Below are 26,515 nucleotides of genomic sequence, written 5' to 3' on the forward strand. Positions count from 1 at the left end.
ATGCGGCGGTTTCGGGTACGAGGCATCGTCCGACCGGAGGGAGTGCGGCGCTGATGACGCTCGTCGACATGCGGTTCGTCGGCGGTCCCGCCGACGGCGAGATCCACCAGCTCCCGGTCGACCCGGACGGGGTGCCACCGGCGCGATGGGTGCTGAGCCATCGAGGTGACGGCGACCCACCCACCCCCGAGATGGATCATCTCTACCAGCGTCAGCCCGTCGGCGACAGCGGCTGGGAGATGAGCTTCGTCCGATCCGACCCGATGGGCATGACCGAATAGCGTGAACGACCCGGTGGGGGTGAGCCCTGTTCGGGCGCACCCCCACCGGTATCTCCCCGTGATGAAAGATCAGTCGGACGTACGGGCGTGGCGTACCGCCCAGTCCAGGGCGTAGTCGGCGACCTCTTCCCAGCCGGGCTGGGCGGGAAGCAGGTGGCAGCGGCCGGCGTAGTCCTTGACCTCGGTGATGGTGTTCGAGGTGTAGTGCTTGGCGTTGGAGTGCTGGACCGCCGGCGGCATCAGGTGGTCCTCGCCACCGGCGACGAACAACAGCGGCGCCCGGTCGTCGTTGGCGTAGTCCACCCACGCCGCCTGGTGGCCGGGCTGGAAGTTCGCCAGTACGCCGGCCCACACGATCTGCCCGGGGCCCGGGATGGCGTAGCGCGCGTAGAGCTGCCGGGACTCCTCCTCGCTGAAGGTGTTGGTGAAGGCGTAGTGCCACTGCTCGTGGGTGAAGGCGACCGCCCGGTGCCGGTTCGCCGGGTTCTTCAGCACCGGGAACGTCGACTTCACCTGCGAGGCCGGCAGCACGGTGACGCCCTCGGTCGGTGCCGAGTTGAGCGCCACGCCGACCGCGCCGACCCCGTGGTCGAGCAGGATCTGGGTGAAGACGCCACCGGCGGAGTGGCCCATCAGGATCGGCGGGCGGTCCAGCTCGGCGATCACCGACTTCAGGTGGCTGACGATGCCCGGAATGGTCACCGCCTCGATCGGCGACGGGTCGGCGTTCAGCGCCTCGACCTCGACCTCGAAACCGGGGTACGCCGGAGCGATTACCCTGTAGCCCTTTTTCTCGTAGTGCTCGATCCAGTGTTCCCAGCTCCGCGGCGTCACCCAGAGGCCATGGATCAGGACGATCGTGTCAGGTGCGGTACTCATGGGTCGTCGTCCTTTAGCTGTTGAGGAAGGCGAGCAGGTCGGCACCGAGCTGTTCCTTGTGGGTGTCGGTGATGCCGTGCGGGGCGCCCGGGTAGACCTTCAGGACCGCGCCCTTGACCCGCTCCGCCGATGCCTTGCCGCCGACCTCGAACGGCACCACCTGGTCGTCGTCGCCGTGGATGACCAGCGTCGGTACGTCGAACGCGTCGAGGTCGGCGCGGAAGTCGGTGGCGGAGAACGCGGCGACGCACTCCAGGGCGTTGCGGTGTCCGGCCTGCATGCTCTGCAGCCAGAACGCGTCCCGGATGCCCTGCGACACGTTCGCGCCGGGTCGGTTGTTGCCGAAGAACGGGCCGTCGGCGAGGTCCTTGTAGAGCTGGGACCGGTCGGCCAGCGAACCGGCGCGGATTCCGTCGAAGACCTCGATCGGCACCCCACCGGGGTTGTCGTCGGTCTTGAGCATGTACGGCGGCACCGCCGAGACCAGCACGATCTTCTCCACCCGGCCGGTGCCGTACCGGCCGACGTAGCGGGCGACCTCGCCACCACCGGTGGAGAAGCCGACCAGGGTCGCCTCACGCAGGTCGAGGGTGTCGATCAGGGTGGCGAGGTCGTCGGCGTACGTGTCCATCTCGTTGCCGTGCCAGGTCTGGGTGGAGCGGCCGTGTCCCCGACGGTCATGGGCAATCACCCGGTAACCGTTCGCGGCGAGGAACAGCGCCTGCGCCTCCCAACTGTCCGAGTTCAACGGCCAGCCGTGGGAGAGGACAACCGGCTTACCGCTCCCCCAGTCCTTGTAGAAGATCTGCGTGCCGTCCGGGGTGGTGACAAAGCCCATCGTGGGCCTCCCTGTGCTGTCGGTTCGGATGACCGCCCGTCGAAACGACGGCGGGACGTGCGTCGGGTGGGACCGGCCGGCCGAGTGGCGTACGACCGGCCGGTCCCCGCCGGATCAGCGGACGGTGGTCCGGGCGGCGTCGGTGACGAGGTCGACGACCGAGGTCGGCTTCGACATCATCGCCACGTGCGAGGCGTTGACCTCGACCTTGTGGGCGTTCGCCCGACCGGCCATGAAGCGCTGCGCGGCGGCCGGGATCAGGTTGTCGTTGCGGGCGACCAGGTACCAGGACGGAATGGTCTTCCACGCCGGTGCCCCGGCCGGTTCCTGCAGCGTGTGCCCGTCGCCGGGACGCTGGGTGGCGGCCATGACGGCGGTGGTGGCGGCCGGCAGGTCACCGGCGAAGATCTCGCGGAACAGGGCCGGCTTGACGTAGCCGTCCACGCTCGGGCTGCCGTCCGGCAGCAGGTACGGACGGAAGTCGAGGGCCGCCGGGCTGAGCTTGCTGCCCGGGAACTTCGTCTGCAGCCCCTCGACGGTGTCACCGGCATCGGGAGCGAACGCGGCCACGTACACCAGGGCCTTGACGTTGGGGTTGCCGTTCGCGGCGGCGGTGATCACCATGCCGCCGTACGAGTGTCCGACCAGGACGATCGGGCCGGTCAGCGTCGCCAGGATGCTGGCCACGTACGCCGAGTCGGCGGCGACCCCGCGCAGCGGGTTGGCCGGTGCGATCACCGGGTAGCCCTGCCGCTGGAGCTGGCGTACCACCTCGTTCCAGCCGGAGGCGTCGGCAAAGGCGCCGTGCACCAGCACCACGGTCGGCTTGGTCCGGTTCGCGGTGGCGGCGGACGCGACCGGGGTCGCGGCGAGCCCTCCGGCGCCGAGCAGCAGCGCGAGGGCGACGAGCATGCTGATGATGAGCGGACGGCGCCGCCGGGTGGAATCGGTAATCGGAACTGGGCTCATGCGCTCTCCCTAGATGGCCGGTCTGTGCACGCCGGGGCGTGGCACGACCGGTCGGGACTGACGGACGATGCAGGGGTGCGGTCGTCGGACACCACTGCCCGGCACATTCCAGAGCGGGCCGGTGGGGTATTGCGCCCGACCGCCGCGATAATGGGCAGGTGACCTGCCCACCGGTGTGTGCCGGAGTCGACCGTAGGCCGGGCGACACAGGGAAAAACTGAAGAAGAAGTGAGGGCCCGCCACCCGGGCCGTCCGTAACGGGGACGCGGGAGTCAGTGACAGAGGAAAAGACCGATCCGGTACGCCTGACCGTGCTCGGCCCGGTGCGTCTGTGGCGGGACGGCACCGAGGTGCAACTCGGCGCCCCCCAGGTACGCGCACTGCTCGCCGTACTGCTCGCGCAGGTCGGCACGCCGGTCAGCCTCGCCGAGATCGTGGACGTGTTGTGGGGGCAGGACCCGCCGGCCACCGCGACGAACGCCGTACACGGGCATGTCGGTTCCCTGCGCCGAATCCTGGAACCCGCCCTCGGCGCCCGGGAACACGGCCGGTGGCTGAGTCGCTCCGCCGGGGGCTACCAGCTCGCCGGGGACCCGGAGAGCATCGACCTGCTCGACTTCCGCCGCCTGCTCGGGCTGGCCAGATCCGCCGTCGCCGCTGGTCGGGACGGCGAGGCGGTGCCACACTTCGTCGCCGCGTTGCGGCTGTCGCAGGCGCCCTGCGCCAGCAACGTCAGCGCGGCCGTCCGGTCGCATCCGATCTTCGGTGGACTCGAACGGGAGTGCCTCGACGGCGTACGGGACGCGGCCGACTGCGCGTTGCGGTCGGGGCGGGCGGCCGATCTCGTCGCCGGCATCCAGCGGATAGCCGAACGTGCCCCGCTGGACGAACCCCTGCAGGCCCGGCTGATCCTGCTGCTCGGGGCGAGCGGCCAGCAGGCGCAGGCGCTCGCCCTGTTCGTGCGGGTGCGTACCGCCCTCGCCGACGACCTGGGCATCGACCCGGGCGCTGAGCTGCGGGCGGCGTACGAGGCGGTGCTGCGCCAACAGCACGGCACCGGCACGGCCTCCGACGGCGAGCGGCGACCGGACAAGACTCCGATGGGTGCCGCCGGATCGCCACGTCTGGTTCGCCCGGCCCAGCTTCCGCCCGACCTGTCGACCTTCGTCGGGCGCAAGGGTGAACTCGCCCGAGCGCTGTCGCTGATGCCCGAGGAGGACACCGAGCCACCGACCGTCGTGATCAGCGCGATCAGCGGGATGGCCGGTGCGGGGAAGACGACGCTCGCGGTGCGCTGGGCGCACCGGGTGATCGCGAGCTATCCCGACGGCCAGCTCTACCTGAACCTGCACGGTTTCGGTCCGAGCGGCGCGGTGGTGAGCCCGGACGACGCACTCCGGGAGATCTTCGAAACGCTGGGGGTGGCACCCGACCGGATACCGGAGAGCCTCGACGGTCGGACCGCGCTGTACCGCAGCCTGCTCGCCGGCAGGCGGATGCTGGTGGTGCTCGACAACGCCCGCGACGCCGACCAGGTACGCCCGCTGCTGCCCGGCAGCCCCGGTTGCCTGGCGATCGTCACCAGCCGCAACCAGCTTCCCGGACTGGTCGCCGTGGACGGGGCGTACCCGCTGGTGCTCGACACCCTGCCGGTGCGGGACGCCCGCGAGTTGCTGGCGCTGCGGATCGGTCAGGACCGGCTCGACGACGAACCCGAGGCCACCGCCGCCATCCTGCGCCGCTGCGGCGGGCTGCCGTTGGCGCTCGCCATCGTCGGTGCCCGTGCGGCAACCTATCCCGCGCTCTCCCTGGCGAGCATCAACGCCGAACTGGACGACGAGGAGGGTCTGCTGGACGTGTTCGCCGACGCGGACAGCGCCGTCGACCCACGTGCGGTCTTCTCGTGGTCGTACCACGCCCTCAGTCCCGGGGCGGCCCGGCTGTTCCGGCTGCTCGGCGGTGCCCGCACCGGCCACGACATCAGCCTGCCGGCCGCGGCGAGCCTGGCCGGCGTGCCGGTACGGGTGGTCCGCCCGCTGCTCGCCGAGCTGACCAGGGCGAGTCTGGTGCTCCAGGGCGACGGCTCCCGGTACGCCATGCACGACCTGCTCGGCGCGTACGCGGACGAGTTGGCCCGGCAGCACGACAGCGAAGCCGAGCGCCGGCAGGGCTGGCACCGGTTGCTGGACCACTACCTGCACACGGCGTACGCCGCCGAGCGGCTGTTCTCCCCGTTGCGGGCGACGGTGCCGCTCGGGCCGGCACCGTCCACGGTCACCGTGGCACCGATCGGCTCCGCGGGCGAGGCGCTGACCTGGTTCGTCGCGGAACGCCACACCCTGGTCGCCTCGATCGCGCGGGCCGCCGCCGACGGGCTCGCCGGACCTGCCTGGCAGCTCGCCTGGGCGTTGGAACCGTTCCTCGTCCTGCGCGGACACTGGGAGGGCTGGCTGCCGACGATGGTGAGCGTGCTGGCCGCGACCGAACGTGACGACGACCGGACCGGGCAGGCGTACCTGACCCGGGTCGTCGGTTCGATCCTGGTCAGGCACGCCCGCTACGAGGAGGCGAGCGTCCAGCTCGCCCGTTCGCTGCGGCTGTTCACCGAGTTGGGGGACAGGGTGGGCCAGGCGGTGAGTCACCGCTATCTCAACGACATCCGGGAACGGCAGAACCGCAAGCAGGAGGCGCTCGGACACGCCCAGCAGGCGCTCGCGCTCTACACCTCGGTCGGCGACCGGAACGGGCAGGCGTACGCGCTGAACGCGATCGGCTGGACGTACGCCCAGACCGGCGAGTACGAACCGGCGGCCGACCACTGCAAGCGCGCGCTCGTGATCTTCGAGGAGGTCGGCAACCCGCGCGGTCTGGCGGCCACCTGGGACAGTCTGGGTTTCGTCCACCACCGCCTGGCCGAGTACACGCAGGCCACACAGTGCTACGACGAGGCGATCCGGATTCGCGGCGAGATCGGCGACCTGACCTACGAGGCGGCGAGTCTCGACCGGCTCGGCGACACCCTGCTTGCCCGGGGTGAGCTGGACGGGGCCCTCTCGGCCTGGCACCGGGCGCTGGTGATCATGGCTGAGGTCGGCCATCCCCGGATCGACCAGGTGCTGGCCAAGCTGTCCGGCCACTGAACGATGACCACAATGGACAACCATCGAAGCGGAGCACCGGTACGCCTCGCCGTGCTCGGGCCGGTGCGGCTCTGGCGGGGCGACGACGAGGTCCAACTCGGCGCACCGCAGGTACGCGCGCTGCTTGCCGTACTGCTCGCCCGGGTCGGGACGCCGGTCAGCCTGACCGAGATCGTCGACGTGCTCTGGGGCCAGGACCCGCCGCCCACCGCGGTCAACGCCGTACACGGACACATCGGGACACTGCGCCGGTTGCTGGAACCCGCGCTCGGCCCTCGGGAACACGGCCGCTGGGTGGGCCGGTCAGCCGGGGGTTACCAGCTCAGTGGTGACGCCGGCAGCGTCGACCTGCTCGACTTCCGCCGCCGGATCACCGAGGCGCGTACGGAGGTGGGCCGGGGGCGTACGGCGGCGGCGGTGCCGCACTTCGCCGCCGCGCTGCGGCTGTGGCAGGGGCCGTGTGCCGGCAACGTCAACCCGGCCGTCCGTACGCACCCGGTCTTCGGCGAACTCGACCGGGAGTACTTCGACGCCGCTCGGGAGGCGGCCGACTGCGCGCTCGGGTGCGGGCAGGCGGACGAACTCGTCACCGACATCGCGCGTGCGGCGCAGCGGGCGGTGCTGGACGAACCGCTACAGGCCCGGCTGATCCTGCTGCTGGTGGCGTCCGGACAGCAGGCGCAGGCGCTGGCCGTCCACGCCCGGGTCCGGGCCGCGCTCGCCGACGAACTCGGCATCGACCCCGGCACCGAGCTGCGTTCCGCGTACGAGACGCTGCTCGAACAGCAGCGGGGCAACTCCACGCCGGAGGCCGATCGGCCGACCCCGCACGGGCCGGTGGTACGCCCGGCGCAGCTCCCGCCCGACCTGTCGAGTTTCGTCGGACGCCGGGGAGAGCTGCGCCGGGCCCTGGCGCTCACCCCCGAGCAAAGTGCCGCGTCGACGGCCATGGTGGTCAGCATGATCAGCGGCATGGCCGGTACGGGCAAGACCACGATCGCGGTGCACTGGGCCCACCAGGTCGCGCCCAGCTATCCCGACGGGCAGCTCTACGTGAACCTGCGCGGCTTCGACCCGACGGGTTCGGTGATGAGCCCGGCCGAGGCGCTGCGCGGGATGCTCGACGCGCTCGGGGTGGCCGCGGAACAGTCACCGCGCACCGTCGAGGGGCAGACCGCGCTCTACCGCAGCCTGCTCGCCGGGCGCCGGGTCCTGGTGCTGCTCGACAACGCCCGCGACGCCGAGCAGGTACGTCCCCTGCTGCCCGGCGGCCCGGGCTGCCTGGCGATCGTGACCAGCCGCAACCAGCTCTCCGGGCTGGTCGCCGCCGACGGCGCGCATCCGCTGGTGCTCGACATCCTGCCGGCGACCGACGCGTGGGAACTGCTGGCCCGCCGGGTCGGCGCCCGCCGGCTGGACGCCGAACCCGAGGCGGCCGCGGCGATCCTGCACCGCTGCGGCGGACTGCCGCTCGCGCTGGCGATCGTGGCCGCCCGCGTCGCCACCGCACCGGCGCTGTCGCTGTCGAGCATCGTCGCCGAGTTGCACGACGAGGAGGGCGGGCTGGAGGGGTTCGCCGATCCGGACGACGCGGTCGACGCGCGGGCGGTCTTCTCCTGGTCGTACCACGCGCTGAGTGCCGACTCGGCCCGGCTGTTCCGGCTGCTCGGCGGGACCAGGACCGGGCCGGAGATCGGTCTGCCGGCCGCCGCGAGCCTGGCCGGCGTGCCGATCCGGCAGGCCCGCGCCCTGCTCGCCGAACTCGTCCGGGCCAACCTGGTTGTCCAGCCCGTGCCCGGCCGCTACACGATGCACGACCTGCTGGCCGCGTACGCGGGGGAACTGGCCGCAAGCGACGACGCGGTGCAGCGGCGGGCGGCCCGGCACCGGTTGCTCGACCACTACCTGCACAGCGCCCTGGCGGCGGACCGGTTGCTGTCCTACCAGCGTCCGCCGCTGGCAGCGCCAGCGGACGCACCGGGGTCGTCGTCCGCCGTCGCTCGGCCCCAGCCTGGCAGCACAGCCGAGGCGCCGTCCGATGTGGACGCCGCGTGGGCCTGGTTCACCGCCGAACGCCCGGTTCTGCTCGCCGCGGTCGAGCGGGCCGCCGCCGAGGGTTTCCCCCGCCACGCCTGGCAGCTCACCTGGGCGATGGTGCCGTTCCTGCACCGGCGCGGACACTTCGCCGACTGGATCAGCGCGCAGGAGACCGCGCAGGCAGCGCTCGACCCGCACGAGGACCGCCTCGGGCTGGCCCACGTCGGCAGCCAGTTGGGCCTGGCCTACACCGAACTCGGCCGGTACGACGAGGCCAGGGAGCAGCTCACCCGCGCGGTGGCCCTCTTCGCCGACCTCGGTCACCACATCGGCCAGGGCGACACCTACCGTCGCCTCGGCGGCATCGCGTACAAGGAGGAGCGGTACGACGACGCCCTCGCACACAGCCTGGCCGCGCTCGACCACTACACGGCGGCCGGTGACCGCCCCGGCCAGGCTCACGCCCTCAACAGCGTCGGCTGGGTGCACGTGCTGCGCGGCGACCACCACCTGGCCATCGACTATTGCGGGCGGGCGCTGGTCATCCTCCAGCAGGTCGGCAACCGGCAGGGTGAGGCGGCCACCCGGGACAGTCTCGGTTACGCCCACCACCACCTGGGCGAGTACGCGCACGCGGCCGACTGCTACCGGGAGGCGATCCGGATCCGCCGGGAAACCGGTGACCGGGTGTACGAGGCGAACAGCCTGCACCGCCTCGGTGACAACCACCTGGCGGCCGGTGAGCCCGACGAGGCGTACGCGGTGTGGCGGCAGGCCCTCGACGTGATGACCGAGATCAGTCACCCGGACACCGAGAAGGTACGGGCAAAGCTGACCGCCGGCCCGGTCGACGGTTAGGTGATCTCGGTGTCCCGGAGCAGGCGCCAGAGGCCGGCACCGTCCGGGGCGTACAGCCACGGCTGGCCGGCCAGTCCGGAGGCGCGCGGGTCGCCGTTGTGGTGACCGGGCAGGCCACCGGCGAGCACCGACTGGGTCGGGGAGAGCCGGCGGATCGCGACCGCCGCCACGTTCTCCGCGTGGGCGGCGGCGAACTCTGCGTAGATCTCCTGGTCGTGCTGGCCGTCGTCGCCCACCAGCAGCCAGCGGACCTTCGGGAACTCGCGGGCCAACTGGGCCAGGGTGGCCCGCTTGTGCTCCCGCCCGCTGCGGAACCACCGGTCGACCGTCGGCCCCCACTGGGTGAGCAGCAGCGGGCCGGCCGGGTAGAGGTGCCGGGAGAGGAACCGGGTCAGCGTCGGAGCCACGTTCCAGGCGCCGGTGGAGAGGTAGAACACCGGGGCGCCGGGGTGGGCGGTGACCAGCCGCTCGTAGAGCACCGCCATGCCGGGTACGGCCATCCGGGCGTGTTCGTCGAGCACGAACGTGTTCCAGGCGGCGAGCAGGGGCCGGGGCAGCGCGGTGACCATCACCGTGTCGTCGATGTCGGAGAGGATGCCGAAGCGGGCCTCCGGGTCGACCACGCGTACCGGTGCCTCGACGGGTTCGGCGCCGGGGCTGGTCAGCCTCGCCGATCCCCAGCCGGGCGGCAGGTCGGCCTTGATCACGGCGTCGATGAAGCCGCTGCGGTCCGTGCGCGCCTCGTGCCGGCTGCCGCCCGCCTCGATCAGCACCGGGGCGTCCTTCACCGGCAGGGTGACGAAGCTGCGCCAGCCGCGTACCTTCTCGGCGGGTCGGGGTGCGCGCGGGTCGATCCGGGTGAGCAGCATCCGGCCCATCACCCGCAGCCAGCCCTGGCCGCCGTAACCGGCGTACGCGACGATCGTGGGCGGCCATCCCCGCTGCCGCAACCGGCGGGCGAACAGCTCGTGCACCGCGTCCTCGACCCGGGCCGCCCGGTGTGGGCGCCGGGTCACGGCCGACGATCGGGCGGGTACGAGCGACACCCCTGACACCCTGCCATAAGCGGTCCCCGCCGGCCATGCGAGCGGCGGGCGCAATGATCAAAAATTCCCCGGACCTGCCCGTTTTGCCGAGATGAACGGTTTTCACCCTATTCATCGTGCGACACTGCCTGCGGGACGACGACGGGGGCGTTGGTCGTGTCAGTGGCAGTGGAGCAGACCGAACGGCGGCACCGGTGGCTCGATGCGCCGGGGCTGGTGGCCCTCGTACTCGGGCTGGTGGGCATCGGTTACCGGCTGGTCCTGATGCTGCTGACCGTGCCGGGCGGGAACAGCGACGAGGCGACCTTCGGGCTCGCCGCGGCGCACATCGCCACCGGTCGGGAGTGGCCGATCTTCCTCTACGGGCAGCACTACATGGGCGTCGTCGAGTCGTACCTCGCGGCGCCGCTGTTCGCCGCCTTCGAACCGAGCTGGGTACTGCTCCGACTGCCGCTGATCTTCCTCTACGCCGCCTTCGTCTACCTGATGTACCGGCTCACCCGGCGGCTCTACTCACCCTGGCTCGCCACGCTCACCGTCGGGCTGTTCGCGCTCGGCTCGGAACGGGTCATCCGCGACCAGCTCACCGCGGTCGGCGGACGACCGGAGGTCAAACCCGCCGTCGCCCTGCTGCTGCTGATCGCGCTGGCCCTCGGCGAGCGCCGGATCGTCCGCCGCCGCTGGCTCGCCTTCGGCGTATTCGGCCTGGTCACCGGGCTCTGTGTGTGGGACGACTGGCTGATCCTGCCGTACCTGGCGGTGGCCGCGATCGTGCTGCTGATCGGTAACGCCCGCGAACTGCTCGGCTGGGCCGGACTGCTGCTCATCGCCGGATTCGTCCTCGGCGTACTGCCGCTGATCCTGGACAACGTGTACGCCCCGCCGGGGCAGGACTCGCTGTCCGTGCTGTCCCAGGTCAGTGCCGGTGAGGGCGGGGACACCTCGACCCTCGACCAGTTGCACGGCAGCGTACTGGTCGGCATCCCGCTCGCCACCGGAATCTGCCTACCGACCGCCTGCACCGGATGGCAGATGGCGTGGGGGGCGCTCTACCCGCTGCTGTTGCTGGTCGCGGCGGTGCTCGCCGTACTCTGCCTGCGCCGGCCGGCACCGGTCGAACCGACCGCCGGTCACCGTGGCGACTCCGCCGCCGGGCGCACGCCGCTCGCCCGCCGGCTGCGGTACGTCACCCAGCTCGCCCTGCTCGCCGGTGCCGCCCTGACCCTGGCCGGGTACGCCCGCAGCTCGCTCGCGGCCACCGCACCGCTGGCCAGCGCCCGGTACCTGTCGATCCTGCAACTGTCCCTGCCGGCCGTGCTCTGGCCGCTCTGGCTCGCCGCCGGCTGGGTGCGGCGGGGCCGACGACGAGCGCGGGTGGCCGGGGTCCTGGCGAGCGGGGTGCTGGCGGTGCTGGCGGCCACGATGCTCTACACGACGATCGACCTGATCAGGGAGGTGCCCACGATCAGGGCCGAGGAGGGTCGGTCCCGGGAACTGGCGACCGTACTGCGCCGGGCCGGCATCACCCGCGTCTACGGCGACTACTGGACCTGCAACCGGCTGATCTTCAACAGCCGGGAACGGGTGATCTGTGCCGTACTCGGGGACAGCCTGCGGCCCGGTCAGGACCGCTACCCCGCGTACCCGCGCCAGGTGCACGCGGCCGACCGGCCGGCGTTCGTGTTCGGCCGGCTCGAACCGGCCGACCAGGCCTTCCGCGACCTGCTCCGGGAGCGCGGCATCGGGGCGCGGACGACCGAGTTCGCCGAGTACCGGATCTACCAGCCCGACGTGACCGTACGGCCAGGCCGGTGACGCGCCGGCTCAGCCGTAGAGCCGCTCGGCGTACGCCGGGCCGTAGTAACGCTCCAGCTCTTCGAGAGACTGGTCGGGTGATTCGAGCGCCTTGGCGATGCACGCCCGCGACGGCACCACCTCGGGCTGCCAGCTCTCCGGCCGCCACAGGTCGGAGCGGAGGAACGCCTTCGAGCAGTGGTAGAAGATCTCCTCGACCTCCACCACCATGGCCAGTACGGGCACCCGCCCCTTGACCGCGAGCCGGGGGAAGAACGGGGCGTCACGGACCAGCCGGGCCCGGCCGTTGATCCGGAGCGTGTCGCCCCGGCCGGGGATCAGGTAGACCAGCCCGACGTGCGGGTTGTCGATCACGTTGTGGAAACCGTCGGCCCGCCGGTTGCCCAGCCGGTCCGGGATCACGATCGTGGTGTCGTCCAGGACCAGGGTGAAACCGGCCGGGTCGCCCTTGGGCGAGACGTCGCAGGTGCCGTCACCGCCAGCGGTGGACATCAGGCAGAACGGTGACGCGGCCAGCCACTGCCGGTCGTAGTCGTGCAGGGACGTACGCGCCTTCTCCGCCACCCGTTGCAGCGGTGCGCCGAGCAGCTCGCGCAGCTCGTCGTGCGAGGTCACCTCGACCAGATCGTCCGTGTCCGTCATCACGCCACTCCCCGTGCCGTCGGCTCTACCGGGTCCGAGCCCTCCGAACCGAGCCTAACCAGGCCCGCAAGGCCGTTACCGTCCCGCGAGCCCGCGTGACGTCACCGGGCGGTCGTGTCGACACCGAGTACGCCGTCGCTGCGCCGGACGATGCCCAGCGGATTGCCGTCACGCAGCGCCACCGGCAACAGTTCCTGCGGCAGCCCCTGGTACGCCACCGGGCGCAGGAAGCGTCGGGCGGCGGTCTGGCCCACCGAGGTGTGGATCGAGGCGGTGGTCGCCGGCCAGGGCCCGCCGTGCTGCATCGCCCAGGTGACCGCCACCCCGGTCGGCCAGCCGTTCCAGATGATCCGGCCGGCGCGGGCGGTGAACACCTCGACCAGGTGCCGGGCGAGCACGTCGTCGTCGGGCAGTTCCGCGTGCAGGCTCGCGGTCAGGCTGCCGGGCAGCGCCGCCAGCGCCGCGAGGAGTTCGGCGTGGTCGGCGTACTCGACCAGCAGTGCGGCCGGGCCGAAGCACTCGGTCAGCAGTTCGTCGGGGCGGGCCAGCAGGTCGCTCACGGAGACCGCGAGCAGCCGGGCCGGCACCCGGTAGCCGTCCCGCTCCGCGTCGTCGGCCGGGGCGAGGTCCCGTACGCCGGGCACACCGGCGAGCGTGGCGGCGACGGCGGTGTAACCGTCGCGGATCCGGGAGTTGAGCAGTGGTCCGATCGTGGCGGCGCGCAGCGCGTCGAGCAGCGCCGGCTCCAGCCCGTGACCCGCCGGCAGGAACAGCAGGCCGGGCTTGGTGCAGAACTGGCCGGCGCCCATGGTGAACGAGGCCACGAACCCGGCGGCCAGTTCCGCCGGCCGGGCGGCGGTCGCGGCCGGGGTGAACACGGTCGGGTTCAGCGAGCCCAGCTCGCCGTAGAAGGGAATCGGGTCCGGCCGGGCGTTCGCCAGGTCGTACAGGGCCCGGCCACCGGCCTCCGAGCCGGTGAAGCCGACCGCCCGGATCGCCGGGTGGGTGACCAGTGCCCGCCCGGCCTCGGTGCCGTGCACGACGGCGAACGACCCCGGGGGCGCACCGGCGGCGGTCAGCGCGTCGGCCACGATCTGTCCACTGAGGACGGAGAGTCCGGGGTGGCCGGGATGGGCCTTGACCACGACCGGGCAGCCGGCGGCGAGCGCGCTGGCCGTGTCGCCACCGGCGACCGAGAACGCGAACGGGAAGTTGCTGGCGGCGAAGACCGCGACCGGTCCCAGCGGCACCAGCATCCGGCGCAGGTCCGGCCGGGGTGCCGGCAGGGCCGCCGGGTCGGCGGGGTCGACCACCGCCTCCAGCAGCGATCCCTCCTCCAGTGCGGCGGCGAAGAACTCCAACTGGACCGTGGTGCGGGTCAGTTCGCCGCCAAGGCGTACCGGCCCGAGCCCGGTTTCCCGGTCGGCGAGCGCGACCAGCTCGTCGCGGCCCGCTTCGAGCGCCGCCCCGACCGCGCGCAGCAACCCGGCCCGCTCGGCCGGCAACAGCGCAGCCAGTACGGGAGCCGCAGCGGCGGCCGCGCGGGCGACCCGCTCCACCCGCTGGGCGGAGCTGTGCGCCACCGGGGCGCCGACCGCCGTCCCGGTCTGCGGGTCCATGCCCTGGTCGAAACCGGTCGTCTGCACCGTGATCCCTCTCCACCCCGTCGTCACGCCGGTCGGCCTGACGTCCACCACACCCGGCTCGTCAACTCAGCCGGCTGGTCAACCCAGCCGGCTCGTCAACCCAGCCGGCTGGTCAGCTCAGCCGGCTCGTCAACCCAGCCGGCTGGTCAGCTCAGCCGGCGATGACCAGCTCGCGCAGTTGGGCGTCGAGTGCCGCCGCGTCGAGACCACCGGGCCAGCCGCGCAGCAGCGCGCCGCCCTTGGCCACGACCGCCACCGCGCCTGGCTCGCGGACCGCGTACGACTGCCAGATCGTCTGGGCCGGGTCGAAGACCACCGGAAACGCGACCTTGTGTTCGCGCAGGTAGGGCTCCAGGTCGGCGGGCTCGTCCTCGCTGACCACGCCGACGAAGACCACCCGGTCGCGGTAACTGCGGGCGAGGTCGCTCAGTGCGCTCTGTCGTTCGGCGCAGGCGGTGCACCACGAGCTGAAGAAGGCCAGCACCACCGGGCGCTCGGCCCAGAGATTCGCGACGGTCAACGGGCTGCCGTCGGTGAGGGTGCCGGTGAAGGCCGGTGCGGCGGGCGCGCCGGACGGGGCCGGGCGCAGTGCCAGCCCGGCAGGCACCGGGCCGGGCAGGGTGTTCGCGCCGCCGGCCGCCGCCGGGGCGGAGGATTCCCCGGCGGCGGACTCCGCGGCGGGACCGGAGCACGCGCCGAGCGCGAGCGCGGCCACGAGCAGCAGCGCGGGCAGCAGCGCCGTACGCGACGGTCCGGTGGGGCGCGACGCCGGGCCGGACGGCGCCGTACGGTCGAGGAATCGCCTCACGACGGCACCACGGCGACCAGCGCCGGTCCCTCGTCGTTGTTGGCGGTGAGGTCGATCGGGGCGCGATCGTCGACCACCAGCCGGTAGCGGTCCCGCTTGGGCACCGAGACCGGGATGGCGAACTCGCAGTAGGTGGGGATGCGCGCCACTTCGAGATCCTCCTGGAAGGTACGCACCGAGGTGCCGGGCGGCAGCTTGCCCTCGTTCAGGGTCTCGCCGTCGCCGTCCACGACCCGGTACGACGCCTTGTTGTGGATGAAGAGGTAGGGCCCGGTTCCGGCACAGTCCACCCCTTCCTCACGGATGTTGATGTCCCGCACCAGCACCCGTACGGTCGTGGCGGAGGCCGCCTCGGGCTCGTCCGAGCAGGCGGTCAGCCCGGTTCCGGCCAGGAGCACGCCGAGCAGTAGCGGCGCGAGGGCCGCCGGTCGGGCGTACCCGATGGTCCGTCGCCGCATCGTCTCTCCTCGGTCGGTTGGTGCCCGGCGCAGGTCGTCGGGTCGGCATCGGCGTACCCCGACCCGACGACCTGTCCGGTGGTCAGTTCCGGTGATCAGTCTTGACGATCGGTCAGGACTTCTCGACCCGGCACTGCTTGGTGACGGTCTTGCTCGGGTCGCTGACCGAGGTGGCGGTCAGCTTGACGAACCCGGTCGCGGCGGCGTCGCTGTTGGCGGCAACCGAGACCTTGACCGTGGTGGACTTGCCGAACTGGGCGGTGGCGAGTGCGTTCGGCAGCTCGGACCGCCAGCCCTTACCGGCAACCTCGGTGGAGAGCCGGTAGACGTCGGACTTGAGGTATGCGCTCACGTCCTCCGGGTGCTGCTGACCGCCGGCCGAGTACGTGCCGGTGTTGGTCAGGTCGAACGAGCAGGTGACGCCCTTCTTGGTGGGCGCACCGGCGCTGGTCACCTCGCCCTTGCCGAGGTTGACACCGTGGGCGCTGGGCCCGCCGTTGCCGTCCAGCGACTGGACCGCGACGGTGTACGACAGGATGCCGTCAGCGTTGCGCTTGATGTCCAGGACGTAGAAGTGCAGCCGGTTCGGACCGTCGACGTACTCGTACTCGCTGCCGGAGTTGGTGCCCGCGTGGAACAGGGCGTCCGACAGCTGCCGGTAGTCACCCATGGTGATCTTCTGCGGGGTGCCGTTCGGCTGGTAGAAGTCGATCATGTCGATGTCCTGGGGGTTGGCATCGATGACCCACTGGAACGGTGCGCTGTCCGCGTTCTTGGTCTTGCTGACCATGACACCGGCGTCCGGGGTGAACGAGTCCGCACCCATCCGGTCCACGACCTCGACCGTGTAGTTGTTGAAGTTGCCACCGTCGCAGAGCGGGTCGGTGGAGGTGTTGCAGGCCGGCTGAAGGTCCTTGTTCAGCGCGATGTTGATGCCGGTCAGACCCTTCGGGCCGGCGTCGACAGCACGCGCCTTGATCTCGGCGACCACGAGGCCGGACGAGGCCAGGGCCTCACGGGACAGCCGCAGCGCGTGCTCCTCACCGAGGAGACCGATCTTCAGCTTGTCCCGCAGGGTATGCAGGGAACCCATCGAACCGCCGTTGAGCGGCGGGATCTGCCAACGGGTGTGCGGACCGCCCGGGCCGTTGAACGACCCGCGCGACATCATGCTCCAGACACCGGTGTACGCCCGGCGCAGCGGAGTGCCGTACGGGTTGTTGTAGTTGTCACCGATGCTGAGCAGGTGGCTCAGCTCGTGGGCGTACGTGCCCATGCCGGAGCTCTCCGCCTGGGTGGAGGAGCCGCCACCGGCGTTCGGCCAGATGGTCGCCGCCGACTTCCACGAGGTCCAGTCGACGTACCGGGTCTTGGCGTAGTTCGGCATCGCCGGGTCCGGCGGGCCCCACGCGTCCGGGACGTCTTCCTTGGTCTGGAACATCATCTGGCCGAATTCCTGCCAGGTCGACGACTCGTCCTGACCGGCACCGAGGATGAAGACCAGCTCGAACGAGTCCGCGACCTCGTCGCCGACGGCCGCGCGCCAGGCGCCCAGACCGTCGGTACGGATGTTGCGGTTGCAGGTCTCACCACCGGGGCACATGCCCGGGTTCATGTCGTTGGTGATGCCGTACTGGTACGACTTCGCCGGCATCGTGTACGGGCCGAACCCGTTCAGGTCGACGCCGTACCGGCCGTTGGAGTCCTGCATCCAGTACTCGTGCAGGGTGTGACCCTTGTTCAGGTCGTTCGGCTTGTTCAGGAAGTCCTGGTAGAACTGCGGCACCTGGTCGCGCGGGATGTTCTGCGCGGTCGACTGGGGGTTGCCGAAGACCGACGACCGGGCCCGCTGGGTGATGACGAACGGCTGGTCGACGTAGTCGAGCGTGACCAGCGCGATCTTGAAGTTACGGACCGAGCCGCGCACCGTCGGGTCGTTCCAATTGGTGCCCGGGGCGGCCTTGAAGTCGTCCCAGGTCATCGTGTCCGGGAATTCCCAGTTCTGCGGGTCGAGGACCTGGAACGGCCCGGTACCGCCGGCGGGATTCGCCGGAGCCGCCGACGCGCCACTCGTTGCCACGGAGACGACCAGTGCGGACGTGACCGCGGCGACCAGGATGGAACGCCGTGCGTTTCTCTTATTGAACGGAAGGTGCATGTAGTCGCCCTTCGTCGCGGGGGTTCGACGCGGGAGGCGCCGAGGATGCCGGGCGCCCCCGAAGGGTCCGCGCCGCGCAACGAATGTAGAAGCATCGCTACTTCCCGGTCACCGTGCAGATGTCGGCAGGTCAACCAGCGTCTTTCGACACCTGAAGGAGCAACCGGGCCGTTACGTTCGACGCTGCGTCGGGGCGGGTCGGCGGAGGTCGATGCCTTGGTCAACGGACCATCGGCGTACCGCTATTCGCCTGGTCACATGGGCGATCGCCGGGCACCGAGACAGGCCAGGTCATCGCGCGACGACGACCACGACACAGGGACGCCCGGGGGTACGGCGAACAACGCCGCCAGCGCGCAGGTCCGAGGTTCAGTCGATCGGCTCAGCCGAAGGGCGGGCAGGACAAGGGGATTCGCACTCCAAGGATCGATGTGGGAGAACGGACCATCACCGTACGGTCGATCTCGGTCCAATCCGTACGAGCGATCGGTGAGGTGTTTCCCATGAAAGGTCACGTTGACCGCAGGCGGTTCCTGCGGCGTGCCGTCGGTACGGGCGCCGGGGTCGGCGCGTTGGCGATCGGCGCCGCGGTGGGCGCGAGCGGGGCGGCCGAGGCGGCCCCGTCCGGCCACGGGGTGTCCGGCAGCCCGGTGCTGGGCACCTGGCGCGGTGTGGTCACCTTGCCGCACGAGGAGGAGGTCGGCCTGTTCACCTTCCTGCCCGGCGGCTTCTTCCTGTCGTTCGCGGAGGGCATCCACATCGCCACTGGGCGGTGGGAGGCCACCGGACGGCGTACGGTCACCTTCACCCTGTGGCAGGTGCTGCCGGACGACCTGAAGGGGCTGCCACACCGCTACAACGGCGAGGTTCGGGCACTGCACCACGCACGGGTGGACGGCGACAGGCTGACCAGCGAGGGCACGTACCGGGCGCTCGACATCGACGGCAACGAGATCGGTCGTGGCCCGGTGAGCGCCCGGGCGACCCGGTTCGACATCAGCACCTTCTGACCCGGCCCCGGGCGCGGACGGCGCTCAGTTCACCAGGCCGGCGTGGTGCGCCAGGATCGCCGCCTGCACCCGGTTGGTCAGTTGCAGCTTGGCGAGCATCCGGCTGACATGGCTCTTCACGGTGGCCTCGCTCAGGTACAGCCGCCGACCGATGTCGCTGTTGGTCAGCCCTTCGCCGACGGCCACCAGGACCTCCCGCTCCTTGTCCGTGAGCACCGCCAGCCGGCGGACGGCGTCCTCGCGGCGTGGGCTGACCGGCTCGGCGAACCGGTGCAGCAGCTTGCGGGTGACCTGCGGGGACAGCATGGCGTCCCCGGCAGCGGCGCTGCGCACGGCGGTGGCCATCTGGTCGGCGGTGGCGTCCTTGAGCAGGAACCCGACCGCGCCGTGCCGCAACGCCGTCTGGACGTACTCGTCGAGGTCGAACGTGGTCAGGACGACGACCTTCGGCGGCACCGCGAACCGGGACAGTGCCGCGGTGGCGGTGAGGCCGTCGGAGCGGGGCATCCGGATGTCCATCAACACGACATCGGGGCGCAGGGCGTGCGACTGCCGCACCGCCTCGTCCCCGTCCCCGGCCTCACCCACGACGTCGATGTCGTCGTAGGCCGACATGATCGTGCGCAGCATGGCGCGGACCATCCACTCGTCGTCCACGATCAGCACCCGGATCATCGCGGCACCTCCGTCGCCGTCGCCGCCATCGGCATCCTGGCCAGCACCTCGAATCCGCCTCCGGGCAGCGGCCGGGTGCGGAGCGTGCCACCGATCAACCGGACGCGTTCGGAGATTCCGAGCAGCCCGTGCCCACCACCGATAGCCACGTCCCGCGCCGGAGCACTGCCGTCGTCTCGGACGACCAACAGCAGGCCGTCGCCGTCCGAACCGACGGTGACCGTGGTCCTGGCCTCACCGGCGTGCTTGTGCACGTTCGTCAGCGCCTCCTGGACCACCCGGTAGACCGCGTGCTCCACCAGGGCCGGCGCCCGTAGCCCGTCCTCGACACTCAACTCGACCGCGAGACCGAGGGCCACCGAAGCGGCGACCAGTTCGTCGAGGTCGGTGAGCCCTGGTTGCGGTCGCAGCGGGGCGGCGGCGTCGTCGCGCAACACCCCGACCAGCGTACGGAGTTCCTCCAGCGCGGTTCGACCGATGCCCTGGATCTGGCCCGCGATCGCCATCGCCTCCCGCCCCTGCGCCGACTCCAGGGCCGTGGCGTGCAGCACCATGAGGGACACCCGATGGGTGACCACATCGTGCATGTCCCGGGCGATCTGGGCCCGCTCCTCGGCGCGGGCCTGGTCGATCCGCAGCCGCTCCTCGCGTTCGTTGCGCCGGGCGCGCTCCTCCAGACTGGCCAACAGCTCCCGACGGGAAGTCAGGTAGAGACCAACCAGCACCGGCACGATGCAGAGCGCGAAGCTGAGCGGTACGGCCCCGTCACCCCCGCCCACCCGCCACAACGGCACGGCCACGACGGCCAGCATGGCGGCGGTGAGTACGACCCGACGCCGGGCGGAGCGGACATCGGCGCCGACGGAGAACTGTGCCACCAGCAGGGCCGGGTAGGCGCCCACGACACCCCAGCACAGCAGGGCACACGTGTACAGCAGCACCGGGCGACTGCGCCGGACCAGGACGGCGAGGCCGGTGAGTATCCCGAGTGCCACGTCGACCGCCAGCGGCGCCCGCTGGTCGACGAGCGGGGATCCGTCGAACAGGCCGGACTGGAGACCGTCCCAGGCGCCGGCGAGTACGCAGACCGCGGCGAGCAGTACGTCGACGACGCGGCGCTGCCCGAGCCCCATGCCGGAAGTCTACGGAGGTCAACGGCACTGCGCCTCCACCGTCGGATTCAACCGAAAGTAGTGCCCGTCGCCGCATCGGCCGACTATCGACCACCGCTCTGGAACACATCGACCGATGTCGCACAGCTCGGGCGAACCTAGTTTTCGAGCATGCATCCCGACATGCCCTCTGGTCCCCGCATCGCGACCGGCCGTGACACCACCCCCGCGGCGGTCACGATATTGCACTGGGCCTTCACGTGTTTCGCCCTGTTGAACGTCGTGCTGCTCCTGAACGGCTCCGGCTCAGGCGTGCTCCCGACGGCGGCCCTCGTCGGCTACTCGCTGGCTGCCGGGTTGTCGGTGTCAGCCGCGTTACGCGGACCGGAGCGCGGTCGCCGGGTCACGATCGTCCTGCATCTGGCCATGGCGCCGCTACAGTTCGTATTCAGCATCCCGGTCCTGATCGCTCTGCTCGGCATCCCGCTGTCGTTGACGATCCTGGCGCTGAGCCGGCCACAGTTCCCCCGAATGTCGCCCCGGACCCGCAAGATCTGGCTTGTTCTGCACGTCGGGTTCAGCGTCGGATGGCTCGGTGTGGGCCTCACCATGACCGTGCTGGCAATCGTCGGCACGACCGCCGCCTCGCCCGCGATGCGACACGGCGCGTACGAGCTGCTGCACGTCGTCGATCAGGCGGTCGCGATTCCGTCGATGTTCCTGTCGATCATCACCGGCCTGGTCGTGTCGCTCGGCACGAAGTGGGGCCTCGTCCGGTACTGGTGGGTGATCGTCAAGTTCGCCATCTCGGTCAGCATTCCGCTGGTGGCCGGCACGGTCGAAAGCGCGCTGGCGGACGAACTCTCCCTGCGCACGGCCGACCCGGCCGGCGAGCCGGGTGGGACCGGGATCGCCCTGACGGCCTGCCTGGCCGCGTTCACGCTCGCCCTGTGGGCCGCCACCATCCTGTCCGTGGTGAAGCCGTGGAGCCGGACCCGCTGGGGCCGCGCCGCCGACGCGCGCGAGCGGCACCAGCGCCGCCGACGAGTCGAGGGCGTTCCCGAGTCCTCCACCATCGCTTGAACCTGCGTTGAAGACCTACCGCAATTGCACTGCGACCGGCCGGCGGCGCGACGTCGGTGCCGACGGTAGCCGGGTCGGACGTGCCGGCTCGGTTGGTACCGGCTCGGTGACTGAATGGTGCCCCTGCCCAACGTGTGACGATGGCAGGGGCCCGTCCGTACTCAGATCAGGAAGCCCTCGGGGAACGGGTCTTCGGGGTCGAGCATGTACTGCGCGGTGGCGGTGATCCAGGCGCGGCCGGTCACCGTGGGAAGTACGGCGGGCAGGTCGCCGACGGTGGTGGTGCCGGTCAGCCGGCCGGTGAACCGGGTGCCGATCGGCGACTCGTTGACGAAGTCGGTGTCCAGTTCGAGCAGGCCACGGGCGTGCCGCTGGGCCATCCGCGCCGACGTACCGGTGCCACACGGCGAACGGTCCACCCAGCCGGGATGGATGACCACGGCGTTGCGCGCGTCGGCACCGTCGCGGCCCGGCTGGACGATCTGGATGTGCCGGCAGTCGTCGATGCCCGGGTTGGTCGGGTGCACCGGAGGTGCCTGCTCGTCGATCGCCGCCATGATCTTCAAGCCCCGGCGGATCAGCTCCGGCACGGTCGCCGGCTCGACCGGCAGGCCGAGCGACTCGGCCTCGACGATGGCGTAGAAGTTGCCGCCGAAGGCCATGTCGTAGCGGACCGACCCGATCCCGTCCCCCACCGTGACCTCCTGGTCGGCGGCGAGCAGGAACGACGGTACGTTGCGGATGGTCACCGCCGCGGCCCGTCCGTCGTGTACCTCGACGTCGACGGTGACCAGGCCGGCCGGGGTGTCCAGCCGGATCGTGGTCACCGGTTCCACCACCGGCACCATGCCGGTCTCCACCAGAACCGTCGCCACCCCGATGGTGCCGTGCCCGCACATCGGCAACAGGCCGGAGACCTCGATGAAGAGCACCCCGAAGTCGGCGTCCGGCCGGGTCGGCGGTTGCAGGATCGCGCCGGACATCGCGGAGTGGCCGCGCGGTTCGAGCATCAGCAGCCGGCGCAGCCCGTCGCGGTCTCGCTCGAAGAGCTGCTTGCGCTCGAACATGGTCGCACCGGGCAGCACTCCGACCCCGCCGGTGATGACCCGGGTCGGCATGCCCTCGGTGTGCGAGTCGACCGCGTGCAGCACCATCCGGCTACGCATTCGTACCGACCTGGGTCACGGCGAGGGCGCGGGCCATGTCCTTGCGTACCTGCGCCTCGGTTTCGGTGGAGAGCGGGCCGCGCGGCGGGCGGCAGGGGCCGCCGTACCGGCCGGCGAGTTCCATCCCGAGCTTGATCGCCTGTACGAACACCGGCCGGCTGTCCCAACCGAAGATCGGGTGCAGGGCGGCGTACAGCGGCAGCGCCTCGGCCAGGTTCTGCGCGCGGGCGAGTTCGTAGAGCTGCACCGACAGCCTCGGCAGCGCGTTCGGGAAGCCGGCGATCCAGCCCTTCGCCCCGCACACCACCAGTTCCAGCAGTACGTCGTCGGCACCGGCCAGCACGTCGAGGTGCGGGCTGAGGTCGAGGATCCGGTGCAGCCGGCGTACGTCGCCGCTGAACTCCTTCACCGCCACGATCCCGTCGGTCTCGGCGATGGTGGCGAGCAACTCCGGGGTGAGGTCCACCTTGGTGTCGAACGGGTTGTTGTACGCCACCACCGGTAGCCCGACCGAGGCCACCTCGCGGAAGTGCGCGACCACCTCGGGGTCCCGCGCCGCGTACGTGTTCGGAGGCAACGCCAGTACGGCGTGCGCGCCGACCGACGCGGCGTGCTCGGCCCAGCGGCGGGACTGGCGGCTGCCGTACCCGCCGACACCGGGGACCACAGCGAACCCGGCGGGGGCCGCCTCGACGGTGGCGCGGACCACGTCGGCCCGCTCCTCGTCGCTGAGGTTCTGGTACTCCCCCAGCGAGCCGCACGGGGTGACACCGTGACAGCCCTCGTCCGCCAACCAACGCACGTGTTCCTGCAGCCGGTCGAAGTCGACGGAGAGGTCCTCGCGGAACGGCGTCGGTATGGCGACCACGACGCCCTGCCACGGCTTTCGAGCTGTCACGGGGTTGTTCCTTCCTCGGCGACGGTGCCCAGTGGCACCGGCATGGCTATGTGACGGTTGGCGAAGGTGTCGAGCGGCTGCGGCCGCCCGCTGACCTGGCCCAGCAGGCAGGCTGCGGCCCGCCCGCACATCCGACCCTGGCAGCGGCCCATCCCGATCCGGGTGACCAGCTTGAGTGCCCGCAGGTCGTCGATGCCGTACGCGGTGATGTCGGAGCGGGTACGGCCGACGGTCACCTCCTCGCAGCGGCAGAGCACGGTGTCCTTCCGCAGCCAGTGGGTCCAGCCATCCGGCACCGGGTAGACCTTGTGCAGTGCGGTGGCGAACCGGCGCTGCCGGGCGATCCGGCGGCGCAGTGGTCCGGCGGCGCGTCCGAACGCGGTGGTGTCGAGCCGGCCGATCCGGTGCAGCACCGCCAACCCGGCCAGGGTGCCCTCGTACCGGGCCAGGTCGGCGCCGCCCACTCCGGTCGCCTCACCGGCGACGAAGACCCCCGGTACGGTGCTCGCCTGGCTGTCGTCGACGCTGACGACGAGGCTGCCGTCGGCCGGGTCGTGGTGGGTGGCGCAGCCGAGCGCGACGGCCAGTTCGACCGACGGGGTGAAGCCGTGGCCGACGCAGACGGCGTCGACCGCGACCGCACGGGTCACCGCTGCGGGGCGCCACCCGGCGTCCACCCGGCGCAGGGTGGCCCGCAGCCGGTCGCCGTACGGTTCGACCATGGTCACGGCCTCGCCGGACCAGATCGGGATCCGGCGTCGACGCAGCGAGCCCAGGTAGCGAACCGCTTCGCCGACCTTGCCGGGTGTGCCGGCGATGGCGCCGAGGTGCCGCCCCCAGCGGCTGGTACGGGACGCCTCGACCACCCCGACGACCTCGGCTCCGGCGGCGGCGAGCCCGTCCGCGACGGTGAGCAGGAACGGCCCGGTCCCGGCGACCAGCACCCGCCGGCCGACCAGCACGCCCTGCCCCTTGGCCAGGGACTGGGCGGCACCGGCGGTGACCACACCGGGCAGGTCCCAGCCGGGGAACGGCACCACCCGGTCGTGCCCGCCCGGGGCGAGCACCAGCGCGGACGGGTGCAGCGTGACCGGCCCGGTCGGCCCGAGCAGGCGCAGGGTGAAGCCGGGGCCGCCCCGGTTGTCGAGGTGCGGGATCGCTTCGGTGGTGGCCTGCCAGACCTGGTGTCCGGTCAGGAAGGTGATCCGGGGATGGTTCCGGGTGCGGTCCAGCAGCCGGTTTGCGGCGGCGCTGTGCCGGGCGGGCGGCAGCCCGGCGACGGCGGGCTGGCGCAGGTACTGGCCGCCGGGCAGGGCGCCGAGGTCCACCACGGTCACCCCGGCACCGCCGTCGGCGGCGGCGAGCGCGGCGGCCAGCCCGGCCGGTCCGGCGCCGACGACCACGATCTGCGGGTCAGCCATGGTCGCTCCCGGTCACGATCGCGGCGCTGGTTTCGATGACGGCGCCGGTCTCGATCACGGCGCTGGTTTCGATCACGGCGCCGGTCTCGATCACGTCGCCGGGGGCGACGGGGCACAGGCAGGAGCGGATGCCGGGCTCGCCGTTGCAGACCACCAGGCAGTCGAAGCACGTCCCGATGCCGCAGAAGACACCGCGTGGGCGGCCTTCGATCCGGGTCCGTCGGGTGGCCAGCCGGCCGCCGCCGAGCAGCACCGCCGCGACGGTCTGCCCCGGACGGACCGGGACCCGTACGCCGTCCACGGTTATCTCGAACCCGGTGGCGGGCGGGTCGTCAGGCGGCGACATCCGCGACCACCTCCTCGCCCGAGGCGAACCGGGTCGGGCTGAACGGGCCGAGGTCCAACTCCGGTTGTTCACCGGAGACGACCTGGGCGACCAACTCACCGGTTGCCGGGGCCAGGCCGATTCCGGCGCCCTCGTGACCGTGCGCGTGCACCAGGCCGGGGGCTCGCGGATCGGCTCCGATCACCGGCAGGTGGTCCGGCGAGAACGGGCGGAAACCGTGGTAGAGCCGCATGATCCGGATCCGGGCCAGCACCGGGAAGAGCGACACCGCGCCGTACGCGAGCCGGCGGATCGCCTCCGGGTTGGGGGTCGGGTCGAAGCCGACCAGTTCCCGGGTGGCGCCGATCAGGATCGTGCCGCTCGGGGTCCCCTCGACCACCGCGGACGACTGGAGGTCGGAGTCACCGCTGGCCACGTTGTCGAGGTAGTCGGCGGCGTAGACCTTGTGCCGTACCAGGGGTGGGGCCGGTTCGGTGACCAGGATGAAGCCGCGTCTGGGGGTCACCGGCACGGCCGCACCGGCGAAACCGGCGATCTGGCCGGCCCAGGCACCGGCCGCGTTGACCACCTGCCCGGCGCCGACCACACCGGCGGCCGTCACCACTCCGGTCACCCGGCCGGTGCTGTCCCGCCGCAACGCGGTGACCTCGGTACGCAGCCGCACGCGGGCGCCCGCGTCCCGGGCCGCGGCGAGCAGCACAACCGCCGCCCGTGCCGGCATGAGCTGCATGTCCTGCGGGTAGAAGACGCCACCGGCGAGCCCTTCGGTGATCTCGGGCTCCAACTCCCGCAGCCGGTCGGCGCCGACCGGTTCGACGGTGACACCATCGGCCGCCTGCCCGGCCGCGAAGTCGGTCAGCGCCGCCAGCCCGGTGTCCGTACGGGTGACCATGAGGCCGCCCTTGCGTTCCAGTTCGAAGTCGCCGTACCGGTCGGACAGTTCGGCGTCGAGGTCCTGCCAGAGCCGGTTGCTGAGCAGCGCCAACGCCAGTTCGGGGCCGGGCGACTTGTCGGAGATCAGCAGGTTGCCCTCGCCCGAGCCGGTGGCCCCGCTGACCAGGCCGCCGCGTTCGAGCACCGCCACCGACAGGCCCCGCCGGGCGCAGGCGTACGCGCAGGCGGCACCGACTATGCCGGCGCCGATCACCACCACGTCGTACCCGTCGGGCATCTCGTCTCCTCCCCCGCGCTTCGGGGCAACCGTAAGGACGACGGTTACGGCCAGTCTT

At 71.6% G+C, this 26,515-nt stretch carries 22 protein-coding genes; 6 read left to right on the forward strand and 16 right to left on the reverse strand.

The features are described 5' to 3' along the window. Positions 1–53 precede the first annotated feature (53 nt). Entirely contained in the window at positions 54–281 is a 228-nt protein-coding gene (locus AB0J90_RS25670) for a hypothetical protein (protein WP_363599922.1), read from the forward strand. A gap of 69 nt (positions 282–350) precedes the next feature. Here AB0J90_RS25670 and AB0J90_RS25675 read toward each other — a convergent pair whose 3' ends face one another. The 3 genes from AB0J90_RS25675 to AB0J90_RS25685 form a co-directional block, all read right to left on the reverse strand. Further along, on the reverse strand, positions 351–1,160 hold the full coding sequence (locus tag AB0J90_RS25675; protein WP_363599924.1) for an alpha/beta hydrolase: 810 nt from the start codon (positions 1,158–1,160) through the stop codon (positions 351–353). Positions 1,161–1,173: 13 nt separating this feature from the next. Next, a complete protein-coding gene (locus AB0J90_RS25680) occupies positions 1,174–1,998 on the reverse strand; it encodes an alpha/beta hydrolase (protein ID WP_363599926.1) in 825 nt (274 codons plus the stop codon). A gap of 114 nt (positions 1,999–2,112) precedes the next feature. Further along, complete coding sequence (locus AB0J90_RS25685; RefSeq protein ID WP_363599928.1) at positions 2,113–2,967, reverse strand: alpha/beta hydrolase; 855 nt, start codon at positions 2,965–2,967, stop codon at positions 2,113–2,115. A gap of 275 nt (positions 2,968–3,242) precedes the next feature. On the opposite strand from AB0J90_RS25685, the gene AB0J90_RS25690 reads away from it, so the two are divergent. After that, a complete protein-coding gene (locus tag AB0J90_RS25690; RefSeq protein ID WP_363599930.1) occupies positions 3,243–6,107 on the forward strand; it encodes a BTAD domain-containing putative transcriptional regulator in 2,865 nt (954 codons plus the stop codon). A gap of 12 nt (positions 6,108–6,119) precedes the next feature. Beyond that, complete coding sequence (locus tag AB0J90_RS25695; RefSeq protein ID WP_363599932.1) at positions 6,120–9,002, forward strand: tetratricopeptide repeat protein; 2,883 nt, start codon at positions 6,120–6,122, stop codon at positions 9,000–9,002. On the opposite strand, the gene AB0J90_RS25700 is transcribed toward AB0J90_RS25695, so the two are convergent. Next, on the reverse strand, positions 8,999–10,048 hold the full coding sequence (locus AB0J90_RS25700; RefSeq protein WP_363599934.1) for a phosphatase domain-containing protein: 1,050 nt from the start codon (positions 10,046–10,048) through the stop codon (positions 8,999–9,001). The two genes, AB0J90_RS25695 and AB0J90_RS25700, sit on opposite strands and share 4 nt — an antisense overlap. Positions 10,049–10,204: 156 nt before the next feature. Between AB0J90_RS25700 and AB0J90_RS25705 the strand changes: the two genes are divergently transcribed. Continuing rightward, entirely contained in the window at positions 10,205–11,863 is a 1,659-nt protein-coding gene (locus AB0J90_RS25705; RefSeq protein WP_363599936.1) for a hypothetical protein, read from the forward strand. A 9-nt stretch (positions 11,864–11,872) separates the two neighbouring features. Here the strand turns inward: AB0J90_RS25705 and AB0J90_RS25710 are convergent, their stop codons facing one another. The 5 genes from AB0J90_RS25710 to AB0J90_RS25730 form a co-directional block, all read right to left on the reverse strand. Beyond that, positions 11,873–12,505 (reverse strand): pyridoxamine 5'-phosphate oxidase family protein, encoded by a 633-nt coding sequence (locus AB0J90_RS25710; RefSeq protein WP_363599938.1) that lies wholly within the window; start codon positions 12,503–12,505, stop codon positions 11,873–11,875. Between the two features lie 101 nt (positions 12,506–12,606). Further along, a complete protein-coding gene (locus AB0J90_RS25715; protein ID WP_363599940.1) occupies positions 12,607–14,151 on the reverse strand; it encodes an aldehyde dehydrogenase (NADP(+)) in 1,545 nt (514 codons plus the stop codon). A 151-nt stretch (positions 14,152–14,302) separates the two neighbouring features. Further along, complete coding sequence (locus tag AB0J90_RS25720; RefSeq protein WP_363599942.1) at positions 14,303–14,959, reverse strand: TlpA disulfide reductase family protein; 657 nt, start codon at positions 14,957–14,959, stop codon at positions 14,303–14,305. Beyond that, positions 14,956–15,417 (reverse strand): hypothetical protein, encoded by a 462-nt coding sequence (locus tag AB0J90_RS25725; RefSeq protein WP_363599944.1) that lies wholly within the window; start codon positions 15,415–15,417, stop codon positions 14,956–14,958. Before AB0J90_RS25725 ends, AB0J90_RS25720 begins: the two co-directional genes overlap by 4 nt. A gap of 112 nt (positions 15,418–15,529) precedes the next feature. After that, complete coding sequence (locus AB0J90_RS25730; RefSeq protein WP_363599946.1) at positions 15,530–17,497, reverse strand: M6 family metalloprotease domain-containing protein; 1,968 nt, start codon at positions 17,495–17,497, stop codon at positions 15,530–15,532. Positions 17,498–18,078: 581 nt separating this feature from the next. On the opposite strand from AB0J90_RS25730, the gene AB0J90_RS25735 reads away from it, so the two are divergent. Continuing rightward, on the forward strand, positions 18,079–18,585 hold the full coding sequence (locus AB0J90_RS25735) for a hypothetical protein (RefSeq protein ID WP_363599948.1): 507 nt from the start codon (positions 18,079–18,081) through the stop codon (positions 18,583–18,585). A 24-nt stretch (positions 18,586–18,609) separates the two neighbouring features. On the opposite strand, the gene AB0J90_RS25740 is transcribed toward AB0J90_RS25735, so the two are convergent. Both AB0J90_RS25740 and AB0J90_RS25745 read right to left on the reverse strand, forming a co-directional pair. Continuing rightward, on the reverse strand, positions 18,610–19,260 hold the full coding sequence (locus AB0J90_RS25740; RefSeq protein WP_363599950.1) for a response regulator transcription factor: 651 nt from the start codon (positions 19,258–19,260) through the stop codon (positions 18,610–18,612). Next, positions 19,257–20,393, reverse strand: a complete 1,137-nt coding sequence (locus AB0J90_RS25745; protein WP_363599952.1) for a histidine kinase — start codon at positions 20,391–20,393, stop codon at positions 19,257–19,259. The genes AB0J90_RS25740 and AB0J90_RS25745 overlap by 4 nt, the downstream gene beginning before the upstream one ends. Positions 20,394–20,555: 162 nt before the next feature. Between AB0J90_RS25745 and AB0J90_RS25750 the strand changes: the two genes are divergently transcribed. After that, on the forward strand, positions 20,556–21,455 hold the full coding sequence (locus tag AB0J90_RS25750; protein ID WP_363599954.1) for a hypothetical protein: 900 nt from the start codon (positions 20,556–20,558) through the stop codon (positions 21,453–21,455). A gap of 161 nt (positions 21,456–21,616) precedes the next feature. On the opposite strand, the gene AB0J90_RS25755 is transcribed toward AB0J90_RS25750, so the two are convergent. From AB0J90_RS25755 to AB0J90_RS25775, 5 genes are read right to left on the reverse strand one after another with little or no spacing between them, the layout of a single operon-like run. Further along, complete coding sequence (locus AB0J90_RS25755) at positions 21,617–22,621, reverse strand: proline racemase family protein (protein WP_363599956.1); 1,005 nt, start codon at positions 22,619–22,621, stop codon at positions 21,617–21,619. Then, positions 22,614–23,519 (reverse strand): dihydrodipicolinate synthase family protein, encoded by a 906-nt coding sequence (locus tag AB0J90_RS25760; protein ID WP_363599958.1) that lies wholly within the window; start codon positions 23,517–23,519, stop codon positions 22,614–22,616. The genes AB0J90_RS25755 and AB0J90_RS25760 overlap by 8 nt, the downstream gene beginning before the upstream one ends. Further along, positions 23,516–24,940, reverse strand: a complete 1,425-nt coding sequence (locus tag AB0J90_RS25765) for an FAD/NAD(P)-binding oxidoreductase (protein ID WP_363599960.1) — start codon at positions 24,938–24,940, stop codon at positions 23,516–23,518. Before AB0J90_RS25765 ends, AB0J90_RS25760 begins: the two co-directional genes overlap by 4 nt. Then, positions 24,933–25,286, reverse strand: a complete 354-nt coding sequence (locus AB0J90_RS25770) for a (2Fe-2S)-binding protein (protein WP_363599962.1) — start codon at positions 25,284–25,286, stop codon at positions 24,933–24,935. Before AB0J90_RS25770 ends, AB0J90_RS25765 begins: the two co-directional genes overlap by 8 nt. After that, positions 25,273–26,457, reverse strand: coding sequence for an FAD-binding oxidoreductase (locus tag AB0J90_RS25775; RefSeq protein WP_363599964.1), 1,185 nt, complete (start codon positions 26,455–26,457; stop codon positions 25,273–25,275). The genes AB0J90_RS25770 and AB0J90_RS25775 overlap by 14 nt, the downstream gene beginning before the upstream one ends. Between the last annotated feature and the right edge of the window lie 58 nt (positions 26,458–26,515).

It is taken from the genome of Micromonospora sp. NPDC049523 (assembly GCF_040676775.1).
In the GTDB taxonomy this organism is placed as follows: Bacteria; Actinomycetota; Actinomycetes; order Mycobacteriales; family Micromonosporaceae; genus Micromonospora_G.

Excerpts from the sequence above, each read along its gene's own strand:
- AB0J90_RS25670 (WP_363599922.1), top strand. The coding sequence starts at position 54 with ATGACGCTCGTCGACATGCGGTTCGTCGGCGGTCCCGCCGACGGCGAG.
- AB0J90_RS25675 (WP_363599924.1), bottom strand. The coding sequence starts at position 1,160 with ATGAGTACCGCACCTGACACGATCGTCCTGATCCATGGCCTCTGGGTG.
- AB0J90_RS25680 (WP_363599926.1), bottom strand. The coding sequence starts at position 1,998 with ATGGGCTTTGTCACCACCCCGGACGGCACGCAGATCTTCTACAAGGAC.
- AB0J90_RS25685 (WP_363599928.1), bottom strand. The coding sequence starts at position 2,967 with ATGAGCCCAGTTCCGATTACCGATTCCACCCGGCGGCGCCGTCCGCTC.
- AB0J90_RS25695 (WP_363599932.1), top strand. The coding sequence starts at position 6,120 with ATGGACAACCATCGAAGCGGAGCACCGGTACGCCTCGCCGTGCTCGGG.
- AB0J90_RS25710 (WP_363599938.1), bottom strand. The coding sequence starts at position 12,505 with ATGACGGACACGGACGATCTGGTCGAGGTGACCTCGCACGACGAGCTG.
- AB0J90_RS25725 (WP_363599944.1), bottom strand. The coding sequence starts at position 15,417 with ATGCGGCGACGGACCATCGGGTACGCCCGACCGGCGGCCCTCGCGCCG.
- AB0J90_RS25735 (WP_363599948.1), top strand. The coding sequence starts at position 18,079 with ATGAAAGGTCACGTTGACCGCAGGCGGTTCCTGCGGCGTGCCGTCGGT.
- AB0J90_RS25740 (WP_363599950.1), bottom strand. The coding sequence starts at position 19,260 with ATGATCCGGGTGCTGATCGTGGACGACGAGTGGATGGTCCGCGCCATG.
- AB0J90_RS25745 (WP_363599952.1), bottom strand. The coding sequence starts at position 20,393 with ATGGGGCTCGGGCAGCGCCGCGTCGTCGACGTACTGCTCGCCGCGGTC.
- AB0J90_RS25750 (WP_363599954.1), top strand. The coding sequence starts at position 20,556 with ATGCCCTCTGGTCCCCGCATCGCGACCGGCCGTGACACCACCCCCGCG.
- AB0J90_RS25755 (WP_363599956.1), bottom strand. The coding sequence starts at position 22,621 with ATGCGTAGCCGGATGGTGCTGCACGCGGTCGACTCGCACACCGAGGGC.
- AB0J90_RS25765 (WP_363599960.1), bottom strand. The coding sequence starts at position 24,940 with ATGGCTGACCCGCAGATCGTGGTCGTCGGCGCCGGACCGGCCGGGCTG.
- AB0J90_RS25770 (WP_363599962.1), bottom strand. The coding sequence starts at position 25,286 with ATGTCGCCGCCTGACGACCCGCCCGCCACCGGGTTCGAGATAACCGTG.
- AB0J90_RS25775 (WP_363599964.1), bottom strand. The coding sequence starts at position 26,457 with ATGCCCGACGGGTACGACGTGGTGGTGATCGGCGCCGGCATAGTCGGT.